This window comes from Paenibacillus sp. W4I10, assembly GCF_030816325.1.
In the GTDB taxonomy this organism is placed as follows: Bacteria; Bacillota; Bacilli; order Paenibacillales; family Paenibacillaceae; genus Paenibacillus; species Paenibacillus amylolyticus_B.
The window spans coordinates 3618910-3636564 of record NZ_JAUSXX010000001.1 but is presented as its reverse complement, the minus strand read 5'-3'; the positions used below and the strand labels follow the sequence as shown (position 1 = coordinate 3636564).

General features: G+C 48.2%; 20 protein-coding genes, 1 tRNA gene and 1 riboswitch. Of the genes, 10 read left to right on the top strand and 11 right to left on the bottom strand.

What is annotated here, in order from left to right; translation table 11 throughout:
- Positions 1-49 precede the first annotated feature (49 nt).
- From QF049_RS16460 to QF049_RS16435, 6 genes are read right to left on the bottom strand one after another with little or no spacing between them, the layout of a single operon-like run.
- Positions 50-952, bottom strand: coding sequence for an urease accessory protein UreD (locus QF049_RS16460; protein ID WP_307538937.1), 903 nt, complete (start codon positions 950-952; stop codon positions 50-52).
- Positions 927-1646: an urease accessory protein UreG gene (gene ureG, locus QF049_RS16455; RefSeq protein WP_017690021.1), complete on the bottom strand. Its 720-nt coding sequence runs from the start codon at positions 1644-1646 to the stop codon at positions 927-929. Before ureG ends, QF049_RS16460 begins: the two co-directional genes overlap by 26 nt.
- Positions 1647-1679: 33 nt before the next feature.
- Positions 1680-2375, bottom strand: coding sequence for an urease accessory protein UreF (locus QF049_RS16450; RefSeq protein ID WP_307538935.1), 696 nt, complete (start codon positions 2373-2375; stop codon positions 1680-1682).
- 33 nt (positions 2376-2408) lie between these two features.
- Positions 2409-4127: an urease subunit alpha gene (gene ureC, locus QF049_RS16445; protein WP_307538933.1), complete on the bottom strand. Its 1719-nt coding sequence runs from the start codon at positions 4125-4127 to the stop codon at positions 2409-2411.
- Positions 4124-4513 (bottom strand): urease subunit beta, encoded by a 390-nt coding sequence (locus tag QF049_RS16440; protein WP_307538931.1) that lies wholly within the window; start codon positions 4511-4513, stop codon positions 4124-4126. The genes ureC and QF049_RS16440 overlap by 4 nt, the downstream gene beginning before the upstream one ends.
- Positions 4514-4530: 17 nt before the next feature.
- Positions 4531-4833 (bottom strand): urease subunit gamma, encoded by a 303-nt coding sequence (locus QF049_RS16435; RefSeq protein ID WP_076209470.1) that lies wholly within the window; start codon positions 4831-4833, stop codon positions 4531-4533.
- 262 nt (positions 4834-5095) lie between these two features.
- Here QF049_RS16435 and urtA point away from each other — a divergent pair, with 262 nt between their 5' ends.
- The 5 genes from urtA to urtE all read left to right on the top strand — a co-directional run bounded on the left by urtA (position 5096) and on the right by urtE (position 9993).
- On the top strand, positions 5096-6346 hold the full coding sequence (urtA, locus tag QF049_RS16430) for an urea ABC transporter substrate-binding protein (RefSeq protein WP_169480114.1): 1251 nt from the start codon (positions 5096-5098) through the stop codon (positions 6344-6346).
- Between the two features lie 183 nt (positions 6347-6529).
- Complete coding sequence (gene urtB, locus QF049_RS16425; RefSeq protein WP_307538926.1) at positions 6530-7435, top strand: urea ABC transporter permease subunit UrtB; 906 nt, start codon at positions 6530-6532, stop codon at positions 7433-7435.
- A gap of 21 nt (positions 7436-7456) precedes the next feature.
- Positions 7457-8548 (top strand): urea ABC transporter permease subunit UrtC, encoded by a 1092-nt coding sequence (gene urtC, locus QF049_RS16420; RefSeq protein WP_091015303.1) that lies wholly within the window; start codon positions 7457-7459, stop codon positions 8546-8548.
- Positions 8511-9320, top strand: a complete 810-nt coding sequence (gene urtD / locus QF049_RS16415; RefSeq protein ID WP_101314094.1) for an urea ABC transporter ATP-binding protein UrtD — start codon at positions 8511-8513, stop codon at positions 9318-9320. Before urtC ends, urtD begins: the two co-directional genes overlap by 38 nt.
- Positions 9298-9993 carry an urea ABC transporter ATP-binding subunit UrtE gene (urtE, locus tag QF049_RS16410; RefSeq protein ID WP_307538922.1) on the top strand — a complete coding sequence of 232 codons (696 nt, stop codon included), beginning with the start codon at positions 9298-9300 and terminating at the stop codon, positions 9991-9993. Before urtD ends, urtE begins: the two co-directional genes overlap by 23 nt.
- Positions 9994-10023: 30 nt before the next feature.
- Here the strand turns inward: urtE and QF049_RS16405 are convergent, their stop codons facing one another.
- From QF049_RS16405 to QF049_RS16395, 3 genes are all read right to left on the bottom strand, one after another.
- Positions 10024-10659, bottom strand: a complete 636-nt coding sequence (locus QF049_RS16405; RefSeq protein ID WP_307538920.1) for a nitrogen regulation protein NR(II) — start codon at positions 10657-10659, stop codon at positions 10024-10026.
- Positions 10660-10686: 27 nt separating this feature from the next.
- A complete protein-coding gene (locus QF049_RS16400) occupies positions 10687-10890 on the bottom strand; it encodes a hypothetical protein (RefSeq protein ID WP_017690011.1) in 204 nt (67 codons plus the stop codon).
- A gap of 267 nt (positions 10891-11157) precedes the next feature.
- Positions 11158-11859 carry an urease accessory protein UreF gene (locus tag QF049_RS16395; protein ID WP_307538918.1) on the bottom strand — a complete coding sequence of 234 codons (702 nt, stop codon included), beginning with the start codon at positions 11857-11859 and terminating at the stop codon, positions 11158-11160.
- A 444-nt stretch (positions 11860-12303) separates the two neighbouring features.
- On the opposite strand from QF049_RS16395, the gene QF049_RS16390 reads away from it, so the two are divergent.
- Positions 12304-12386, top strand: a tRNA-Leu gene (locus tag QF049_RS16390).
- 149 nt (positions 12387-12535) lie between these two features.
- On the opposite strand, the gene QF049_RS16385 is transcribed toward QF049_RS16390, so the two are convergent.
- Positions 12536-13015: a glutathione peroxidase gene (locus QF049_RS16385; RefSeq protein ID WP_307538916.1), complete on the bottom strand. Its 480-nt coding sequence runs from the start codon at positions 13013-13015 to the stop codon at positions 12536-12538.
- Positions 13016-13384: 369 nt separating this feature from the next.
- Positions 13385-13560, top strand: a riboswitch (cyclic di-AMP (ydaO/yuaA leader).
- Positions 13561-13675: 115 nt separating this feature from the next.
- Between QF049_RS16385 and QF049_RS16380 the strand changes: the two genes are divergently transcribed.
- Both QF049_RS16380 and QF049_RS16375 read left to right on the top strand, forming a co-directional pair.
- Positions 13676-14074: an HAD family hydrolase gene (locus QF049_RS16380; protein WP_235193755.1), complete on the top strand. Its 399-nt coding sequence runs from the start codon at positions 13676-13678 to the stop codon at positions 14072-14074.
- A gap of 178 nt (positions 14075-14252) precedes the next feature.
- Positions 14253-14936, top strand: coding sequence for an HAD family hydrolase (locus QF049_RS16375; protein ID WP_307538914.1), 684 nt, complete (start codon positions 14253-14255; stop codon positions 14934-14936).
- A gap of 142 nt (positions 14937-15078) precedes the next feature.
- Here QF049_RS16375 and QF049_RS16370 read toward each other — a convergent pair whose 3' ends face one another.
- Positions 15079-16374 carry an Nramp family divalent metal transporter gene (locus tag QF049_RS16370; protein WP_307543276.1) on the bottom strand — a complete coding sequence of 432 codons (1296 nt, stop codon included), beginning with the start codon at positions 16372-16374 and terminating at the stop codon, positions 15079-15081.
- A gap of 399 nt (positions 16375-16773) precedes the next feature.
- Here QF049_RS16370 and QF049_RS16365 point away from each other — a divergent pair, with 399 nt between their 5' ends.
- Positions 16774-17193 (top strand): organic hydroperoxide resistance protein, encoded by a 420-nt coding sequence (locus QF049_RS16365; RefSeq protein WP_036610819.1) that lies wholly within the window; start codon positions 16774-16776, stop codon positions 17191-17193.
- Between the two features lie 210 nt (positions 17194-17403).
- Positions 17404-17649 (top strand): zinc ribbon domain-containing protein, encoded by a 246-nt coding sequence (locus tag QF049_RS16360; protein ID WP_036610816.1) that lies wholly within the window; start codon positions 17404-17406, stop codon positions 17647-17649.
- The last annotated feature ends 6 nt before the right edge of the window (positions 17650-17655 follow it).

Here is a 17655-nt window from a genome sequence, read left to right as displayed (position 1 = left end):
CGGAGACAGTTCAGAGGTTTTTTGTATTAACCATGCATGCTTCATGCCCTTATTTACGAAAGATAAGAGTTTCTTTGCCCAGCAGATGGGGGCGGAGTGTGTTCCAGATATGAAGACACTGCTCCTGAAGCTCCCAAGCTGCCATGCCAAGGAGTCGAACACCGATTCCACCTGATGCCAGCAAACTTGCACCTGCGAGCATTCGTCCATCTGGTGGCAGCGCGGATCTGACTTGCTCCAACTCCACAGTACCGAGCCCCGGGGCGATCATCCATAACGCAGCGGTATGGGTATAGTGAAGGAGAGACGCGGAGTGTTTGGGATCATCGGTATCCGGTTCGAGTCCGAATCGATCCCAGACAGCCAGTTGCTCACCTTGCCATATCTCCGTCAAGCTGCGATAACGCTCGAATTGGAAAGCTTCTCCCCGATGAATCCGTCCGGCAGACCAGATATCTGCATAGGCCAGGATTGCCCCTTTTTCCAGCTCAAAGGTTACAGCGAGCGAAGAAGAACTTCCCTTGAAGGGGATGACGCATTCAGGAAAGTACTCCAGCGTGGCCCCTTTTCCCAACCGAAAGTGATGATTAACGGATGAGGGAATGGAAGGTGTAGGATGAAGTCTGGTAGCAGATGTGCTGCTCAACATGACATGGGTGCCTTCACCTAATTCCCACTCGGAATGATAATGATCCCCGTTAAGGACTCCGGGCGAGACGTCTGACGTGTACACACATAATTCGGTTCCACCTCCGGGAGGTCGAAAGGATCGGCTAAACCGGAGCGGTGCGCTGTAATAACGATCGGTCATGACAGTTCGGTCGCCTTGAAAGGCAAAGGTGGCCCGAAGCTCGCTGCGGCGTGTGAAGGGCGCACCTGCACTTTCATTCCGATTCACCTCTGTCCCCGAGGGGACAGAAGATGAATTAATGCGAGTGAGTGCCATGTTCATGGCTGTGTGAATGCAGATGTGCAGCGGAAGCATCGTCATCCATGTATTGATGTTCGAGCCAGTGGACAATCTCGGACACACCTTCACCGCTCATTAGATTAGACATGACATAAGGGCGGCCTTCGCGTACCCGCTCGGTATCATTTTTCATAACTTCCAGGCTTGCTCCAACATAAGGGGCGAGGTCGGTTTTGTTGATTAACAACAGATCTGAACGCGTGATGCCGGGACCGCCTTTGCGAGGAAGTTTCTCCCCTTGGGCAACGTCGATAATGTAGATGAACACATCGGCCAGTTCCGGACTGAATGCAGCAGAGAGATTGTCGCCGCCGCTCTCGATGAAGATTAGTTGCAGATCCGGGAAACGTTCAATCAACTCGTCAACTGCTTCGAAATTCATGGAGGCATCCTCACGAATAGCCGTGTGCGGGCATCCACCTGTCTCTACGCCAATAATACGCTCTGGTGCCAGGGCGTTCTGACGCAGCAAAATCTCGGCATCTTCCTTGGTATAAATGTCATTGGTGATGACAGCAAGGCTGTAACGTGTACGCAGTGCCTTGGACAGCTTCTCCACAAGGGCTGTTTTACCTGAACCTACCGGTCCACCAATTCCAATTCGCATCGGACGACTCCGATCAAATGCCTTACGTTCCCACTCCGGATGATGCGTATGATTAGCTCCTCCACACATAACAATTCCTCCTTGGTTATATAAAAGTTGATGTTAAGACATAAACAGCCGCGCGGGTAAGGTCTCATGCCGCATGGCGTAGATTTCCTGGGCGATTCCGAAGCTGTGCATATCTTCCGGGTCATTGTCCCGCATGAGAGCCCATTCCGCTTCGATATCATCAAGCAGTTTCTGAATCAACATCTGCGCTTCAGTTTGTCCGATGGGCAGCAGGCGAAGTGCGCTGTTCACATAAGCGTTCACCGAGGTATACAGATGCCCGGTAACGGCTTCATCCAATTCAATCTCCAATTGATAGTTGATATAACCGTGAATGGTCGTGATGCCGCAATACGCGCCGTATTCCCGGATGGCCTCATCAATCAGGGAAAAGTCCATCCATGGATAGAGTGAGCGGGCCAGCTTGAGCAGTCGCTTTCCCATTTTGTGGCCGCTTTCCCTGAGTTCCCGAGGGGAGCGCTGGGAGTGGACACGTTTATCATACAGGGCAAGTAGAGCGGCATCTTGCTGTTTTATCGCCTGATAGACGCCTTTGATGGCAAGACCATCTAGTCGTACAAGACTGGAATGAAGTTGGCTACGAATAAACTGTTCAAGCTGCGCGGTATTTTGCACGGTGCCATCATGCGTGTAAGCTTCCAGACCGAAGGAATGGGAGAAACCACCGATGGGCAGGGCTGAATCCAGCAGCTGAACATAACGGAGTAGCTTTGTGCCACTGTTCATCATGAGTGCCCCCTTATCAGCTAATCCGTATTCCTATCAAAACATAAAGTACCGCTGTGCCATAGGCAACTCGTCTGCGGGTTCACAGGTGAGAAGCTCGCCGTCGGCGCGTACCTCATAGGTCTCGGGATCGACTTCAATGACAGGGGTGACGTCGTTGTGAATCATGTCTTTTTTGCTGACCGAGCGGCAGCCTTTAACGGGTTCAACCCGCTTTTTCAGGCCCAATGACTCTTTGATCCCCGCATCTGCTGCGGCTTGGGAGACAAAGGTGATCGATCCGCTGGCAATGGCGCTACCATAAGCTCCGAACATGGGTCTGCCAAATACGGGCTGAGGTGTCGGGATGGACGCATTAGGATCACCCATCTGGGCAAATGTAATCATGCCACCCTTGATGACAATCTCGGGTTTAACTCCGAAGTAAGCTGGTTTCCAGATGATTAGATCTGCCAGCTTTCCAACTTCCACCGAACCGACGAGATGACCGATTCCGTGTGCGATAGCTGGATTGATGGTGTACTTGGCGACATATCGCTTGATCCGATCGTTATCGGAGGGGGAATCCAGGTTGAGTTCAAGTTTGCCGCGCTGTTTTTTCATTTTGTCGGCTGTCTGCCAAGTGCGGATAATGACTTCACCCACTCGGCCCATGGCCTGTGAATCGGAACTGATGATGCTGAACACGCCAAGATCATGCAAAATGTCTTCGGCTGCGATTGTTTCGGGACGAATCCGCGAATCGGCGAAAGCTACATCTTCCGGGATGGAAGGGTCCAGGTGATGACACACCATCAACATATCGAGATGCTCTTCTACAGTGTTGCGTGTGTACGGTCGTGTTGGGTTGGTTGATGAGGGGATAACGTAGGACTCCCCAGCGGCCCGGATAATATCCGGTGCGTGTCCGCCACCAGCGCCTTCTGTATGGTACGTGTGAATCGTCCGGCCGTTGATTGCAGCCAGGGTGTTTTCGAGAAATCCGGTTTCGTTCAGGGTATCGGTATGGATAGCCACTTGAACATCATGTTCCCCGGCGGCAGTCAGGCAGGCATCGATAGCACTAGGGGTAGTGCCCCAATCCTCATGCAGCTTCAGGCCGATTACACCCGCTTCAATCTGTTCGATTAAAGGTGCGGTGCTGGAACTGTTGCCTTTGCCGAGGTAACCGATGTTCATGGGAAAAGCCTCTGCCGATTCTAACATCCGGTGGATGTGCCAGGCTCCTGGTGTGCAGGTGGTGGCTTTGGTTCCTGTTGCTGGTCCTGTTCCGCCACCAATCATGGTCGTGACCCCGGAGGATAATGCAGTCTGAATCTGCTGTGGGCAGATGAAATGAATATGGGTATCAATGCCGCCAGCGGTTACAATCATGCCTTCACCAGCGATGATTTCGGTGGAAGCACCGATGACCAGTGTGGGATGTACACCGTCCATTGTATCCGGGTTACCGGATTTGCCAATGGCGCAGATGTGACCATCCCGAATGCCAATATCCGCTTTTACAATGCCCCAATGATCGATAATGATAGCGTTGGTGATAACGGTATCAGGAGTGCCGTCACTTCGCAGAGCAGTAGTAGACTGGCCCATCCCGTCGCGGATAACCTTGCCGCCCCCGAACTTGCTCTCATCTCCGTATACGGCATAATCATACTCAATCTCTGCCCATAGTTCGGTATCTGCAAGTCTTACGGCATCGCCGGTTGTCGGTCCAAACATGGACGCGTACTGTTCACGGCTCATTCGTTTCATGAAGATTCACCCCCATCTTGTATGGGAGGGGAGAACGTCTTCAGGAATGCCTCCAGTTTCAGTGGATCAGGAGTTTGATCGGCAGAGCCTTCGGTTAATCCGTTGAACCCGTGAATCTGGCGTTTGCCGCCAAAGGTCGTGAGTTCAACAGGTTTCTCTTCACCAGGTTCGAAGCGGACTGCGGTGCCTGCCGGAATATGCAGGCGATGTCCAAAAGCTGCCGTGCGATCAAAGTCCAGTGCTGCATTAACTTCATAGAAGTGAACGTGAGAGCCGACCTGAACGGGGCGGTCGCCGCGGTTAAGGACAATGAGTCGTAGGGTTAAACGATCCGGATGACAGATGATGTCGTCATCTGGCTTCAAACGGTATTCACCAGGAATCATGGTTTCTCCTGCCTTTCTCAGCGTATAGGTTCATGTACGGTAACCAGTTTTGTACCGTCAGGAAATGTGGCTTCTACCTGTACTTCAGGAATCATATCGGGAACACCATCCATACAGTCTTCGCGTGTCAGGATGGTGCCTCCGTATCTCATTAATTCGGCAACACTCATTCCATCCCGTGCTCGTTCCATCAGTTCGGAGGTCAACAAGGCGATGGCTTCGGGAACATTCAACTTGAGTCCGCGTGCTCTTCGTTCACGGGCGAGGTTAGCAGCCACGGTAATCAGGAGTTTTTCCTTTTCCTGCTCAGTCCAGTGCAAGGCAATCCGACCTTTCGCTTATAATGTCTGATATGTTCATGGATCATGTTATATGTTAAATATACTCACACAGGGTGAATCCTTTGTCAATAAGCTTCAAAGCATATTAGCAGTATGCATGAAACGAGTAGGCATGAAATAAAATTATGTAAGCTATATTGACATGAAGAGTGTAACCCTCCATAATTTGGATCAACGAACATTTCGGACGCAAATGACCTTAATGTTCGTCAATAGACTAAAAAAAAGGGAGTGTAGGCTATTGAAGAAGAGGTCGGTCAAGTTATGGAGTATTTTGCTCGGTGCGGTCATTGTGATGACAGGATGTGTGGAGGGCGCTGCGCCGCCTGAAGCTTCGGGTTCAGGTGGTACAGGAGAGCCGGCTGCATCCGGTGATACGATTAAAGTTGGCATTCTTCACTCTCTCAGCGGAACGATGGCGATCAGTGAAGTATCTGTTAAAGATGCGGAGATGCTTGCCATTGAAGAGATTAACGCCGCAGGCGGAGTTTTGGGTAAACAGATCGAGCCTGTAGTTGAGGATGGCGCTTCGGATTGGCCTACTTTTGCGGAGAAGGCTGGAAAGTTACTGCAACAGGATAAGGTCGCTGCTGTATTTGGTGGATGGACCTCTGCAAGTCGGAAGGCTATGCTCCCGGTGTTTGAACAGAATAAAGGTCTATTGTTTTACCCGGTACAATATGAGGGATTGGAATCGTCGCCAAATATTTTTTATACAGGAGCAACAACCAATCAGCAGATCGTTCCATCCGTAACCTGGTTACTGGAGAACAGGGGCAAGACGTTTTATCTGCTCGGTTCAGATTATGTATTCCCAAAAACGGCCAATCAGGTCATTAAGGCACAACTCGCAGCAGAAGGCGGCGAAGTAGTGGGTGAAGAATACACACCGCTGGGCCATACCGATTACAGTACCATCATTAGCAAAATCAAAGCTGCGAAGCCGGATATTGTATACAATACGCTGAACGGAGATAGCAATGTGGCCTTCTTCAAACAATTGAAGGATGCCGGAATCTCCTCGGATCAGATGACGACCCTCTCGGTAAGTGTGGCGGAGGAAGAAATCCGTGGTATTGGCGCAGACGTATTGAAGGGACATCTGGCTTCGTGGAATTATTATCAGACAACCGATACACCTGAAAATGCAACATTTGTTGCCAAGTATAAAGAAAAATACGGTGCTGATCGAGTGACAGCTGATCCGATTGAAGCGGGATATGTGGCAGTTTATCTCTGGAAGGCGGCGGTGGAAAAAGCAGGATCAACCGACGTGGAGAAGGTGAAGGCAGCTGCCAAGGGTCTGGAGTTTGATGCCCCGGAAGGTAAGGTAACCGTGGATGGAGAGAATCAGCATATCTATAAAACCGTACGGATCGGTGAGGTGCAGGAAGATGGGCAGTTCAAGGAATTGTGGAATTCTGGTGAGCCTGTCAAGCCGGACCCTTATCTGAAAACGTATGAATGGGGAGCTTCCCTCAGCGCTAAATAACATAGAAACCTCGCAATAAAACAGGCAACTCGCTTCAAAGCAGCCGAAACATAAACGAGGGTGTGACAACACATCCTCTCACCGCATTGCAGTAAAGCGTTACTGTGATGTGAAAAAATGTTGCTGCCGCTAATTGAAGTCATGTGAAATATCGAGAGTCACGGTATGGAGGAGGGGATAGCGATGGATATGTTTATCCTGCAGATGTTCAACGGTCTGAGTATCAGTTCAATTCTGTTGTTAATTGCATTGGGGCTTGCAGTAACGTTTGGGCTGATGAATGTCATCAATATGGCTCACGGTGAACTGATCATGATCGGTGCATATGCAACGTATATAACACAAAATTTGTTCATGTCCTATGCTCCAGCAGCGTGGTTTGGTGCCTATTTTGTTGTGGCTCTGCCGATTGCGTTCATTGTAGCGGCTCTGATTGGCTGGTTGCTTGAAGTGGTGTTGATCAGGCATCTGTATGGCAGGCCGCTTGATAGTCTGCTTGCGACATGGGGTGTAGGCATGATGCTGCAACAACTGGCCCGTACAATATTCGGAGCACCCAATGTGGGAGTATCCAGTCCGGCTTGGCTCAATGGGGGATTGGCGATCTCGGATGGTATTGTATTTCCGTATAAACGAATTTTCATTATCGCACTGGTTGCGGTTGTGCTGCTGTGTATGTATCTCTATATCTATCGAACATCTTCCGGAAGACGAATGAGGGCTGTAATGCAAAATCGGAGCATGGCGGGGTGTCTTGGGATTTCGACCCGGCGGGTGGATGGCATGACCTTTGCGATTGGTTCGGGCATTGCCGGAATTGCTGGCTGTGCATTAACGCTCATTGGTCCGATTGGTCCTTCACTTGGTACGTATTATATTGTGGATGCTTTCATGGTCGTTGTCCTGGGTGGTGTGGGGAAATTGGTCGGAACCGTGTGTGGTGCATTGGGGATTGGTATGTTCAACACGCTGTTCGAAACTTATACCTCGGCCTCCATTGGCAAGGTGCTTGTGTTTGTATGTATCGTTGCTTTCCTGCAATGGAAACCACGCGGATTGGTCGCGATGCGCACACGGAGTCTCGATTAACGTGAAAAAGGGGGTTAGTTCATGTCCGCTTTACTCAAGACTGGTAGTCTGAAAATGAGGATTATTTGGGCGGTTGTACTGATCATGATGTGTCTTGCTCCACTGATGTCCACGGAGTTTCGTCTGAGTCTGTTAGCCAAGTTTTTGGCGCTGGCAATCCTGGCCATCGGTCTCGATCTGATCTGGGGTTATGGGGGCGTGCTGAGTCTTGGGCATGGGGTGTTCTTTGGTCTGGGTGGGTACGCGATGGCGATGTATCTGAAGCTTCAGGCCAGTGGAGCAACGCTTCCTGACTTCATGGGATGGAGTGGTCTCAGTGGTCTGCCATGGTTCTGGGAACCGTTTCGCTCTTTCCCGGTGGCGCTGTTATTGGGGATAGCCCTTCCGGCATTGCTCGCCTTTGCGCTGGGATGGTTTACGTTCCGTAACCGGATCACCGGTGTTTATTTTACCATCCTGACTCAAGCCTTGGTTCTTATTACGGTAACACTCTTTGTTGGTAAACAGGAATGGACGGGTGGAACAAATGGCATTACCGGATATAATTCGATCTTTGGTTTTACACTTCATTCCGCTGGAACAACAATTGTTCTCTACTATATAACGCTTGCTGTTCTGGTGATCGCGTATGTGCTCTGTCGTCGAATGGTGAACAGTCGGTTCGGCCAAGTGCTCGAAGCTGCGCGGGATGGAGAGAATCGGGTGCGATTCCTCGGATATGATCCGGCAGGATATAAAACGCTGGCTTTTGCTTTTTCCGGTGCGCTTGCAGGCATCGCGGGCATGTTGTTTGTTCTTCAGGTGGGTATTATCTCGCCATCGATGATGGGAATTGTGCCCTCCATTGAGATGGTCCTGTGGGTTGCGCTGGGTGGTCGCGGTACGCTTATTGGAGCGGTCATCGGAGCGGTGGTGCTGAATGCAGCCAAAACAGGCATAAGTGAGGCTTATCCCGAAGGGTGGCTGTTTGTCATTGGTGGGCTCTTTGTAACAGTAGTTTTGTTCATGCCAAACGGTATTGTAGGTGTATATCGTCATGTCGTTCGCTTGCTGAAGCGGAGAGGAGAGAGTGCGCATGTCCAAGTCACTCGGGAAAAACCTAAAGTCTACTGAGGAATCAGCGGTGTTGGTAGCCGAGGATATTACGGTCGCCTTTGGTGGGTTCGTTGCTGTCAAAGGAATGAATCTGAAGCTGCATGAACATGACCTGCATTTTCTGATCGGACCCAATGGTGCTGGGAAAACAACGATGCTGGATGTGATATGCGGCAAAACAAAACCCATGTCCGGCTCGGTGAAGATGGCGGATGGCACGGAATTAACACGACTGAAGGAGCACCAGATTGTTCGCAAAGGTGTGGGACGCAAATTCCAGGCGCCATCGATCTTTGCGGGACTGACGGTACAGGAGAATCTGACGCTGGCGGCGGAGACTCGCCGTTCCCCTTTACAAGCCATCGGTATTCGTCGATATGGGAAAATGAGTGCTGCGATGGAGCATGTTACCCTCCAGATTGGTCTGCAAGACCGCGTTGATGCTCGTGCAGGAGCGTTATCACATGGGGAGAAGCAGTGGCTGGAGATCGGCATGCTGCTTCTGCAGGAGCCGCGTGTGTTGTTGCTGGACGAACCAGCCGCAGGCATGACGGATGAAGAAACACACAAGACCGGACGACTTCTGCAAGAGATTGCGCGTGAACGCTCGGTTGTGGTGGTGGAGCATGATATGGAGTTTGTGCGAGAGTTCGCAGCCAAGGTAACGGTGATGCATGAAGGGAAACTGCTGAAGGAAGGTACGATGGCGGAGGTTCAGGCAGATCCGAAAGTGGCCGAAGTGTATCTGGGCAAAAGGAGGGATGACCATGCTGTCGCTGCAACGAATTGAATCCGGCTACGGGGAAAGCAATGTGCTTCGTGGTGTGAACCTGGATGTACAGCCTGGACAGGTGGTGTGTCTGATGGGTCGTAACGGTGTAGGGAAAACAACGTTGATGAAAACATTAATGGGGTTGCTCAAAACACGCAAGGGCAGTATTCAGTGGCAAAATCAGGAGTTATCCACTTTGGACACAGCCAAGCGGGCAAGGGCGGGGATCGGTTATGTACCGCAGGGGCGGGAGACTTTCCCGCAACTTACGGTGAAAGAAAACTTATTGCTCGGTCTGGAGACAAGTGCGCCGGGAGTAAAAACGTTCCCGGAGGATGTACTGACGATGTTTCCAGTGCTTGCGACGATGTATGGACGGCAGGGTGGGGATCTGAGTGGTGGACAGCAGCAGCAGTTGGCATTCGCCCGGGCATTGGCTTCGCGTCCGGGGTTGTTGCTACTTGATGAGCCGACAGAAGGCATCCAGCCTTCTATCGTGGAGGACATTCGGCAGGTTATTTTGCAGCTCAAGGCAAAGGGGAACCTCTCGGTTCTGCTGGTAGAGCAGAGTATCGATTTTGTACGAAGTGCCGCAGATTACATCTATATCATGGACAAAGGAACCATAACCCTGCATGGGACACCGCAAGAACTGGATATGTCGCAGTTTGAACATCATCTTTCCGTATAGTTGTAGTTAGTCGGCGAGTGGAGAAAGGTTTCAGGAACGCTTGTCCAAGATATTCGAGTATTTGGGATATAACCGCCGGATGCATTCCGGACAGATGTCATGGGTGAATTCGGCGTGGGTATGCTTCTCCAGATAACTCTCAACGGAGTTCCAGTGTTCCTCTTCGTCCTTGATTTGTTTGCAGACGGCGCAAATAGGCAGCAGTCCGCGCAATGTGCGCACTTCAGACAATGCCTTCTTCAATTGATGTTCTGTCTTTCTCTGTTCGGTAATATCCATGTGTGCAATCAAAGCGAGATCGGTATCCAGAATTGAATTTGCATAAGATAGAGGGGTGAGTTCTACACGAAACCACCTCTTTTCGTTGTATACAGTATACACGCAGATGTCATATGTATGATTTCGATTAAAGGGTATTCCGCGTTCTTTCAAATTCTGTGTGACAAGTGCCATGTTAGCGTTCTTGCCTCGTTTTGCCCAGGCTTCCGTCAGATGCAAGTAATGTCTATAACTACTGTGTATATCCGGGTTTGGTGAGCATTGACCAAGTCCCTGTTGCCAGGCACGGTTACAACTTTGGATAATCCAATTGTGATCAACGATGATGAGTTGGTGACGTATGGACTGGAACGACAGCCTCTCCAGATCGGATGTAACATGTCTCATGGATGGGACCCTCCTTTGGCAGAAATCTTATCTCAGTTCATCTGGAATATCCAAAATATCAGCGACCAGGTGTCTGAATCGGGTTGCTTTGCGTGTGCCGTGAATGAGATTGGATAAACGATAGGGTGGGATGCCATGCTGTTCACAAAAGGTCTTCTGGTCCACTTGAAGTTCGGTTAGCCGTCGTTTGATGGCCCATCCGAACGGAGTAACTGGTTTTTTCTTGTTCAAAAGGGTTCACCCCTGGTTAGAATGTAGTATTCAGCCGCCCTTTCTTCATGTAGAATATATAGAAATGCGAGCTGTATGTTTCATTATATACGTAAATTCGTCATCTAACAATTAAAAAAGACGGAAAATAGTGTATTTTGTGATTATAAATGGCGTAAATACGTAAATAAAACAAATAAAATGACAAAAAAACACGTCGGCAAGGAGGTTGCCGCGTGTTTTTTAGTTTGTCTGAATGAAGGGGAGCAGGTATGAGGCGGAAGAGGATTAGGCCCTGTAGGCATGAAGTCCAGCTCCAAGCATATGGAAACTGGGGAAAAACGATTTCATGGACATCGAGGTTGGCTGTGCCAGTCCATCCGCAGCCGAGGCGCTGACGGTCTTCCATTCATTCTCCAGATCTGTGGCCAGGCGGCCCATCAGATCCTTGGTTGTATCGTTTTTCAGGGGAATGACTTTGGAGGCTTCGGTTATGCAGGCATTCATGGCTGAATGCAGGTAACCAAGGACCGCCTCCTCGACTGGGATGTCGAGGTGGTGGTTAATCCAGGCGTGAACAGTGGAGAGGCAGCCAACCGAATCGTATTTGGCAAAGATCTGTTCGAGCTGGCTGAATTCAATCCAGGGGTGCAGAGCGCGTGCGAGTCTGATCAATCGTTTACCCATGGCGGCAGCTTGTTCTCTGAGATCTCTAGGGGTTCGCTGAACATGGACGAGCTTGTCGATTAGAGCTATCCGCCATGTATCCTTGTGATCTGCTGCGGTATAGATGCCTTTGATGGCCATACCTTCAAGACGAACGATGCTGGGATGCAACTGACAACGCATGAATGATTCGAGATCTTTAGCATTACGAATGGTACCCTCCCTGATATGGATATCCATGCCGAAGGAATGGGTGAACCCTCCAACCTGAATAGAGGAATCAAGCAGTTTGACATAATCGAGCAGCTTATTCCCACGGTTCACAATCATTCGCCTCCTGTGTTCGTTAAATGTCACTTAAAGTAACATTAATATTCCTTTTTGTTTGCTTTATGTTTAAAAGTCCGAATTATATGATAGTTATCATCCCATAAATGTCCGCTTTTTGTCAATGGTATCAGTGAAATTTAATGGATTAAATCTGGAATTTAATATTTGTGTTATTTTATATAACTCATTATGTTATTTTTGTGGCGAAGTGCAGGGAGGGCCATATATAAGGAAGGACTACATATAAATGAATCAACAAGATCGGCTCTTACCGAAAAAGAGGGGATCAAATCTAATAATATGCAGTTCATGGGTAAAGATGACGAGATTATGCGATTTTTGATGAAAATGCCTAGCTGAAAAAGTAGTATTAAAAAATACTTTACTTTTAGTTCTGAACCCGGTATAATCAATTCTGTTGCCGATTATTTACGACATGCGGTCGTGGTGGAATGGCAGACACGCTATCTTGAGGGGGTAGTGGGCGTATGCCCGTGGAGGTTCGAGTCCTCTCGACCGCATCATATGAACGATTAAAAAGAAGCTTTCCGTTATTGGAAAGCTTCTTTTTTTTGTCTTTTTCGAACAGTATGACATCAAAGTTGAGAAAAAAAGCCATCCATTACCGGGGCAAGACTGCTCTACCTTCCGGCTGTGGGTGGCCAATGTATTATTTTTGCAGCAAGTTTTTGATATCTTCTTCAATCTTGTCCGGTGTTGTTTTGGGAGCATAACGTTTAATTACCTCTCCGTTCTGATCCACGAGGAATTTGGTGAAATTCCATTTGATTGCTTTGGAGCCGAGCAGGCCAGGAGCTTCTGTGCTAAGGTGCTGGAAGAGAGGGTGAGCGCTTGAGCCGTTCACATCAATTTTCTCAAACATAGGGAAGCTTACGCCATAATTCATCTGACAGAACTCGGCAATATCGTCGGAAGATCCTTTTTCCTGTGCAAACTGGTTGCTTGGGAAACCAAGAACTTCAAATGGAGCATCTTGAAACTTGTCTTGCAGTTCTTGCAGACCTTTGAATTGAGGGGTAAGTCCGCATGAGCTTGCCGTATTCACAATCAGGAGCACTTTGTCACGGTAGTCGGACATTTCAACTTCTTGACCGCGAAGGGTATTCACTTTGTAATCGTAGACTGTCATCTAAATCGCCTCCATTTATTTACTCTTTCTTATATTATATTGGTTACAATTAAATATTGCAAAACTAATATGGTGTTATAAGCATCAAAACAGGCAAGTTGTGCAGAATACGTGAATGAATTGCGAAGTGATTTTCGTCAGAGTGAGAAATAGATAGATTTAAAGAGATGGATAGAGTATGACCTTATTGTAAGCGCTATTATATGTGAGTATTGCCGAAAATCTGTCGATTCGGTGATCTGTACGGACTTTACACCGTCATGACGCGGGTGTATGATTCATAACGTAATTTCAATTTAAACTAAATTGTACCTGAAAAACGTAACAAACGATAATATCGCTCGATCTTATCCTTAAGATATACGAACGATGTTTTAATCGCTGAGTTTCCATTCATTGATGAGTGGAAAACGGGGGAACCAACAGAATGCGCTGTCCAGGACAGTAGGCATTCATGGGGTGAATTTTCCGGTGACAGCCGGAAATAGGGCGACTCTCGCGCCCGAATCCGTCAGCTAACCTCGTAAGCGTTAAAGGGAGAGGCAACAAGCCGTACGCTGGTTCATGGTGTTTTCGCCATGGGTTATTTAAGAAGCGTTCGGGAGGCCTTGGTCCCCCACGCTTCTTTTTTGTTGTCTTTTCACGCCAAGGGAGGAACGAATGATGGATACTGAGATGATCTTAGTGACTGCTCCAAATGAAGCAGGACGCAAATTTATCAAATTGCTGATGTACAAAAAAATGCCGTTTGCCGTTCTAACCAACAGTGCAGGGGAAGAGCGCAGACTCCGTAGAATCGGAGTAGAACATGTCATTCGCATGAATACGGCTGCAGCTCAAAAATGGTTTTTGCCGCAGGGCAGCGTAGGCAACGTGTTTATTTTCGAGAACAGCCTGAATCTGACCTGTCGTTATTTACAGATCTGCCGTTCATGGACATCGAAATCCCTGTGCGTCATTACGGAGCAGAGTCATCCTAAGGGCATCTATCGGGGCATGGGCGCAGACCGGATTGTATATTCGCTCAATGGGGAAGTTGGCTTTCTCCTCAATGGTTAATGCCATAGCTTGTGATTGCTCAGGTGTAAGGTGCCTGTTATAATTGAATGTATCGATAAACGGAAGTTTGAGGAGACTCATGCATGATGGTGAGTCTTCTTTTTTATGGGTTTAAAGGTGAACGCGAACTTTTAGATTAGGATCAGGAATCACCTGTGGCTTACAAGGAGGAATTGGCGTGCCGGATGTAGGTGGATTGAAATGGTTGTTTTTTGATGTTGGAGATACGCTGGTGGATGAATGGGAGCCGGTTGATGATATTATCGGACAGTTCGTCCGCGAAGCCTGTGCATTGGGGTATCCGGTGAAGATTGAGGCGGTACGCGAACTGTTCGCGAACTGTTACCAGAAATATGAGCAATGGCCTATGAGAGTGGCGATTCGCACATTTGTTGAAGACGAGGGACACCAGAAACAGATTCAGGACAAGTTGAAGTTTCAAAAAGATCTTGAACGTCCTTTTCCTTCAGCGGATTCCGTTCTTCAGCAGTTGTCACGGCATTATCGCATTGGTATTATTGCCAATCAGAGTCCTGGAACGGAAGAGAGACTGGAGAGCTACGGGTTGCGGAAGTATGTTGATGTTCTGGCATGTTCGGCTGAAGAAGGAGTGTCCAAGCCAGACCCTGAGTTATACGCTGTGGCCTTGAAGCAGGCCGGTTGTAAACCGGAGGAAGCCGTCATGATCGGCGATCGGATCGATAACGACATTATACCTGCTCGGAAGCTGGGCATGCGTACGATTCGAATTATGCAGGGTTACGGAAGATTCCAGCCAGAACTATCGGATGACAAACGTGCGGATTGGACTGTGGATTCATTGGATCAACTCCTGCCATTACTGATACCAAATCAGGATTAGATTTAGATGGTTGTTTATTGGAGTTTGAGTTTTACTATAAAAGGAAACATGTTGCTGTATTGCAACAATAAAGGCTGATCAACTTGGGTATTGCATACCAGAGTTGATCAGCCTTTTTAGTATTTAGTCGATTAGAACGAGATTAGAATAGCCGGATCGTTTGAATGATCAGATATACATTCAGCACAACGATAACAGCTGCAATGAACCATGAGATGATTTTGAGCCACATTTTGTTGGCGAATGCACCCATGCTTTTTTTATCACTTGTGAACATCACCAGGGGAATTACAGCAAAGGGCAATTGAAGAGACAGCACGACCTGGCTCAAAATGAGCAGTTCTTCTGTGCCATGTTCTCCTGCAATGGCTGTCACAATTACCGCCGGGATGATGGCGATCAGACGTGTGACCAGTCTGCGCAGCCAAGCCGGAATTCGAATGTTCAGGAAACCTTCCATAACGATCTGCCCAGCGAGTGTACCTGTAAGGGTAGAGTTCTGACCTGATGCTAATAGCGCCACACCGAACAGAATACTTGCAACCGTAGTACCCAATAGAGGTGTCAGCAGATGATAGGCATCTGCGATCTCGGCAACCTGCGTCATACCAGCACTGTGGAATACAGCAGCAGATACAATCAGGATGGCCGCATTGATGAACAGGGCGAGTGTCAACGCGATTGTAGAATCCATGGTCGAGTACCGAATAGCTTCTTTTTTACCCTGTGGTGTCTGTTCGATCTGACGCGTCTGCACAATGGAAGAATGCAGATACAGATTATGCGGCATCACGGTTGCTCCTATAATACCAATGGCAATATAGAGCATAGCCGGGTTTTGCAGAATCTCAACATTTGGTACAAAACCATGGAGAACACCGCCCATATCCGGTTTTGCCAGAAACAGGTCAATACCGAAGCAGAGGGCAATGGTTGCCATCAGCACAATGACGAGAGTTTCCAAAGCGCGGAAGCCTTTGTTTTGCAGTACAAGAATCAGGAGTACATCAACTGCAGTGATGATAACGCCGTATAACATGGGTATGTTAAATAACAGCTTTAATGCGATGGCAGAACCTATGACCTCAGCCAGATCGGTAGCTGCAATGGCCAGTTCACACAGAATCCATAACATCATGACAACAGGCATGCTGAATCGTTCACGACAGGCTTGAGCCAGATCCCGTCCAGTGACGATGCCGAGCTTGCCAGCCAGCGACTGAAGGACAACGGCCATCAGGTTCGATAACAGGATAACGGATAACAGGGTATACCCGAACTGCGAGCCGCCTGCGATATCTGTTGCCCAATTCCCGGGGTCCATGTAACCTACGGCAACGAGGTATCCTGGGCCTACAAAGGCGAGGAATTTCTTCCACCATGCAGCATTCTGCGGAACTTTCATGGAACTATGTGCTTCTCCAAGGGAAGGGGCCATGCCCGCAGTAGACAATGATTCTCTTGAAGGAGCGTTGAACGGATTTTTTTTACTCATACGATAATCACCTGACTTTGAATTATTGATTTGGAAATATTGTTGCGGAACAAACCGCTCATGATATATCTAAATTTTTATGTTTATTGTTACATTGTACTCCTTCAATTATTTTTGTCTAGTGCAACTTTTATGTATCAGCACAAAATTTCGGTTGCAGCTTGAAGATGCCCCTCCGTATATTACCCAACCTTAGGGAAAATACAGCCATGGCATTGAAATGCATGAAAATAATAAAGTTGTAAAAGCTGATAAAGATATAAAATTGCGTTTCAAAATGAGCCAGAAGTTTAAATTGAAAGGAAGGCAGTAAAAACTATATGGATAAGGGAGAGATTCTTAATGGAAGCTTTATATACAGCAGTAGCGACAGTTAAAGGTGGACGTACAGGTTCCGTGACTTCTTCGGATGGCGTGCTTAAGCATGACCTGAAAATGCCAAAAGAGCTTGGTGGCTCCGGTGGTGAAGGTACTAACCCTGAGCAGCTTTTTGCCGCTGGATATGGAGCATGTTATGAAAGTGCCCTTGCCAATGTAGCACGCAAAGCAGGTGTGAAATTGGAGGATGTGGTCGTTACAAGTAACGTATCCATTGGTAAAGACCCTGCGGATGACGGTTTCCAGCTGTCTGTTCGTCTGGACGTTAGCATGCCTGGTGTAGATCACAGTCAAGCAGAGGAACTGGCCCGCAAGGCGCATGATTTCTGTCCATATTCCAAAGCAACACGTGGCAACATTGATGTTGTTTTAAACGTAGTCTAAGATTTGACTCCCGGCAAGTCAAGGGAACATATAGAGCAGGGTATCCCAGATACCTGATGTTCGACTACAAAGCCCTGCTGGCAATCGGCAGGGTTTTGTGTTGATTATAATATATGGACATGATGCAGGAGATTAGATGCCAGATCGCGTACTATTTTACATAATTGCACTCCCACTTCATGCTACACATTCCATAAAGGGGGAACGAAGATGAGTATTGAAGAGATGATCGAGCGGCGATTTGTGTGTACGAAATGCAGGGGGACGGATTGTAACATTAAGGAAGTTTCCATGTCAGGAGCAGGCCTGAGCAAGATGTTCGATATACAGCATAACCACTATCTGTTCGTGGCTTGTGCTTCCTGCGGGTATGTTGAAGTATTTGATCCGGATGTCTTGAAAGGGAAAAAACAGGGGCAGGTTGGGACTATTCTGGATATTCTGTTTGGCGGGTAGACATGC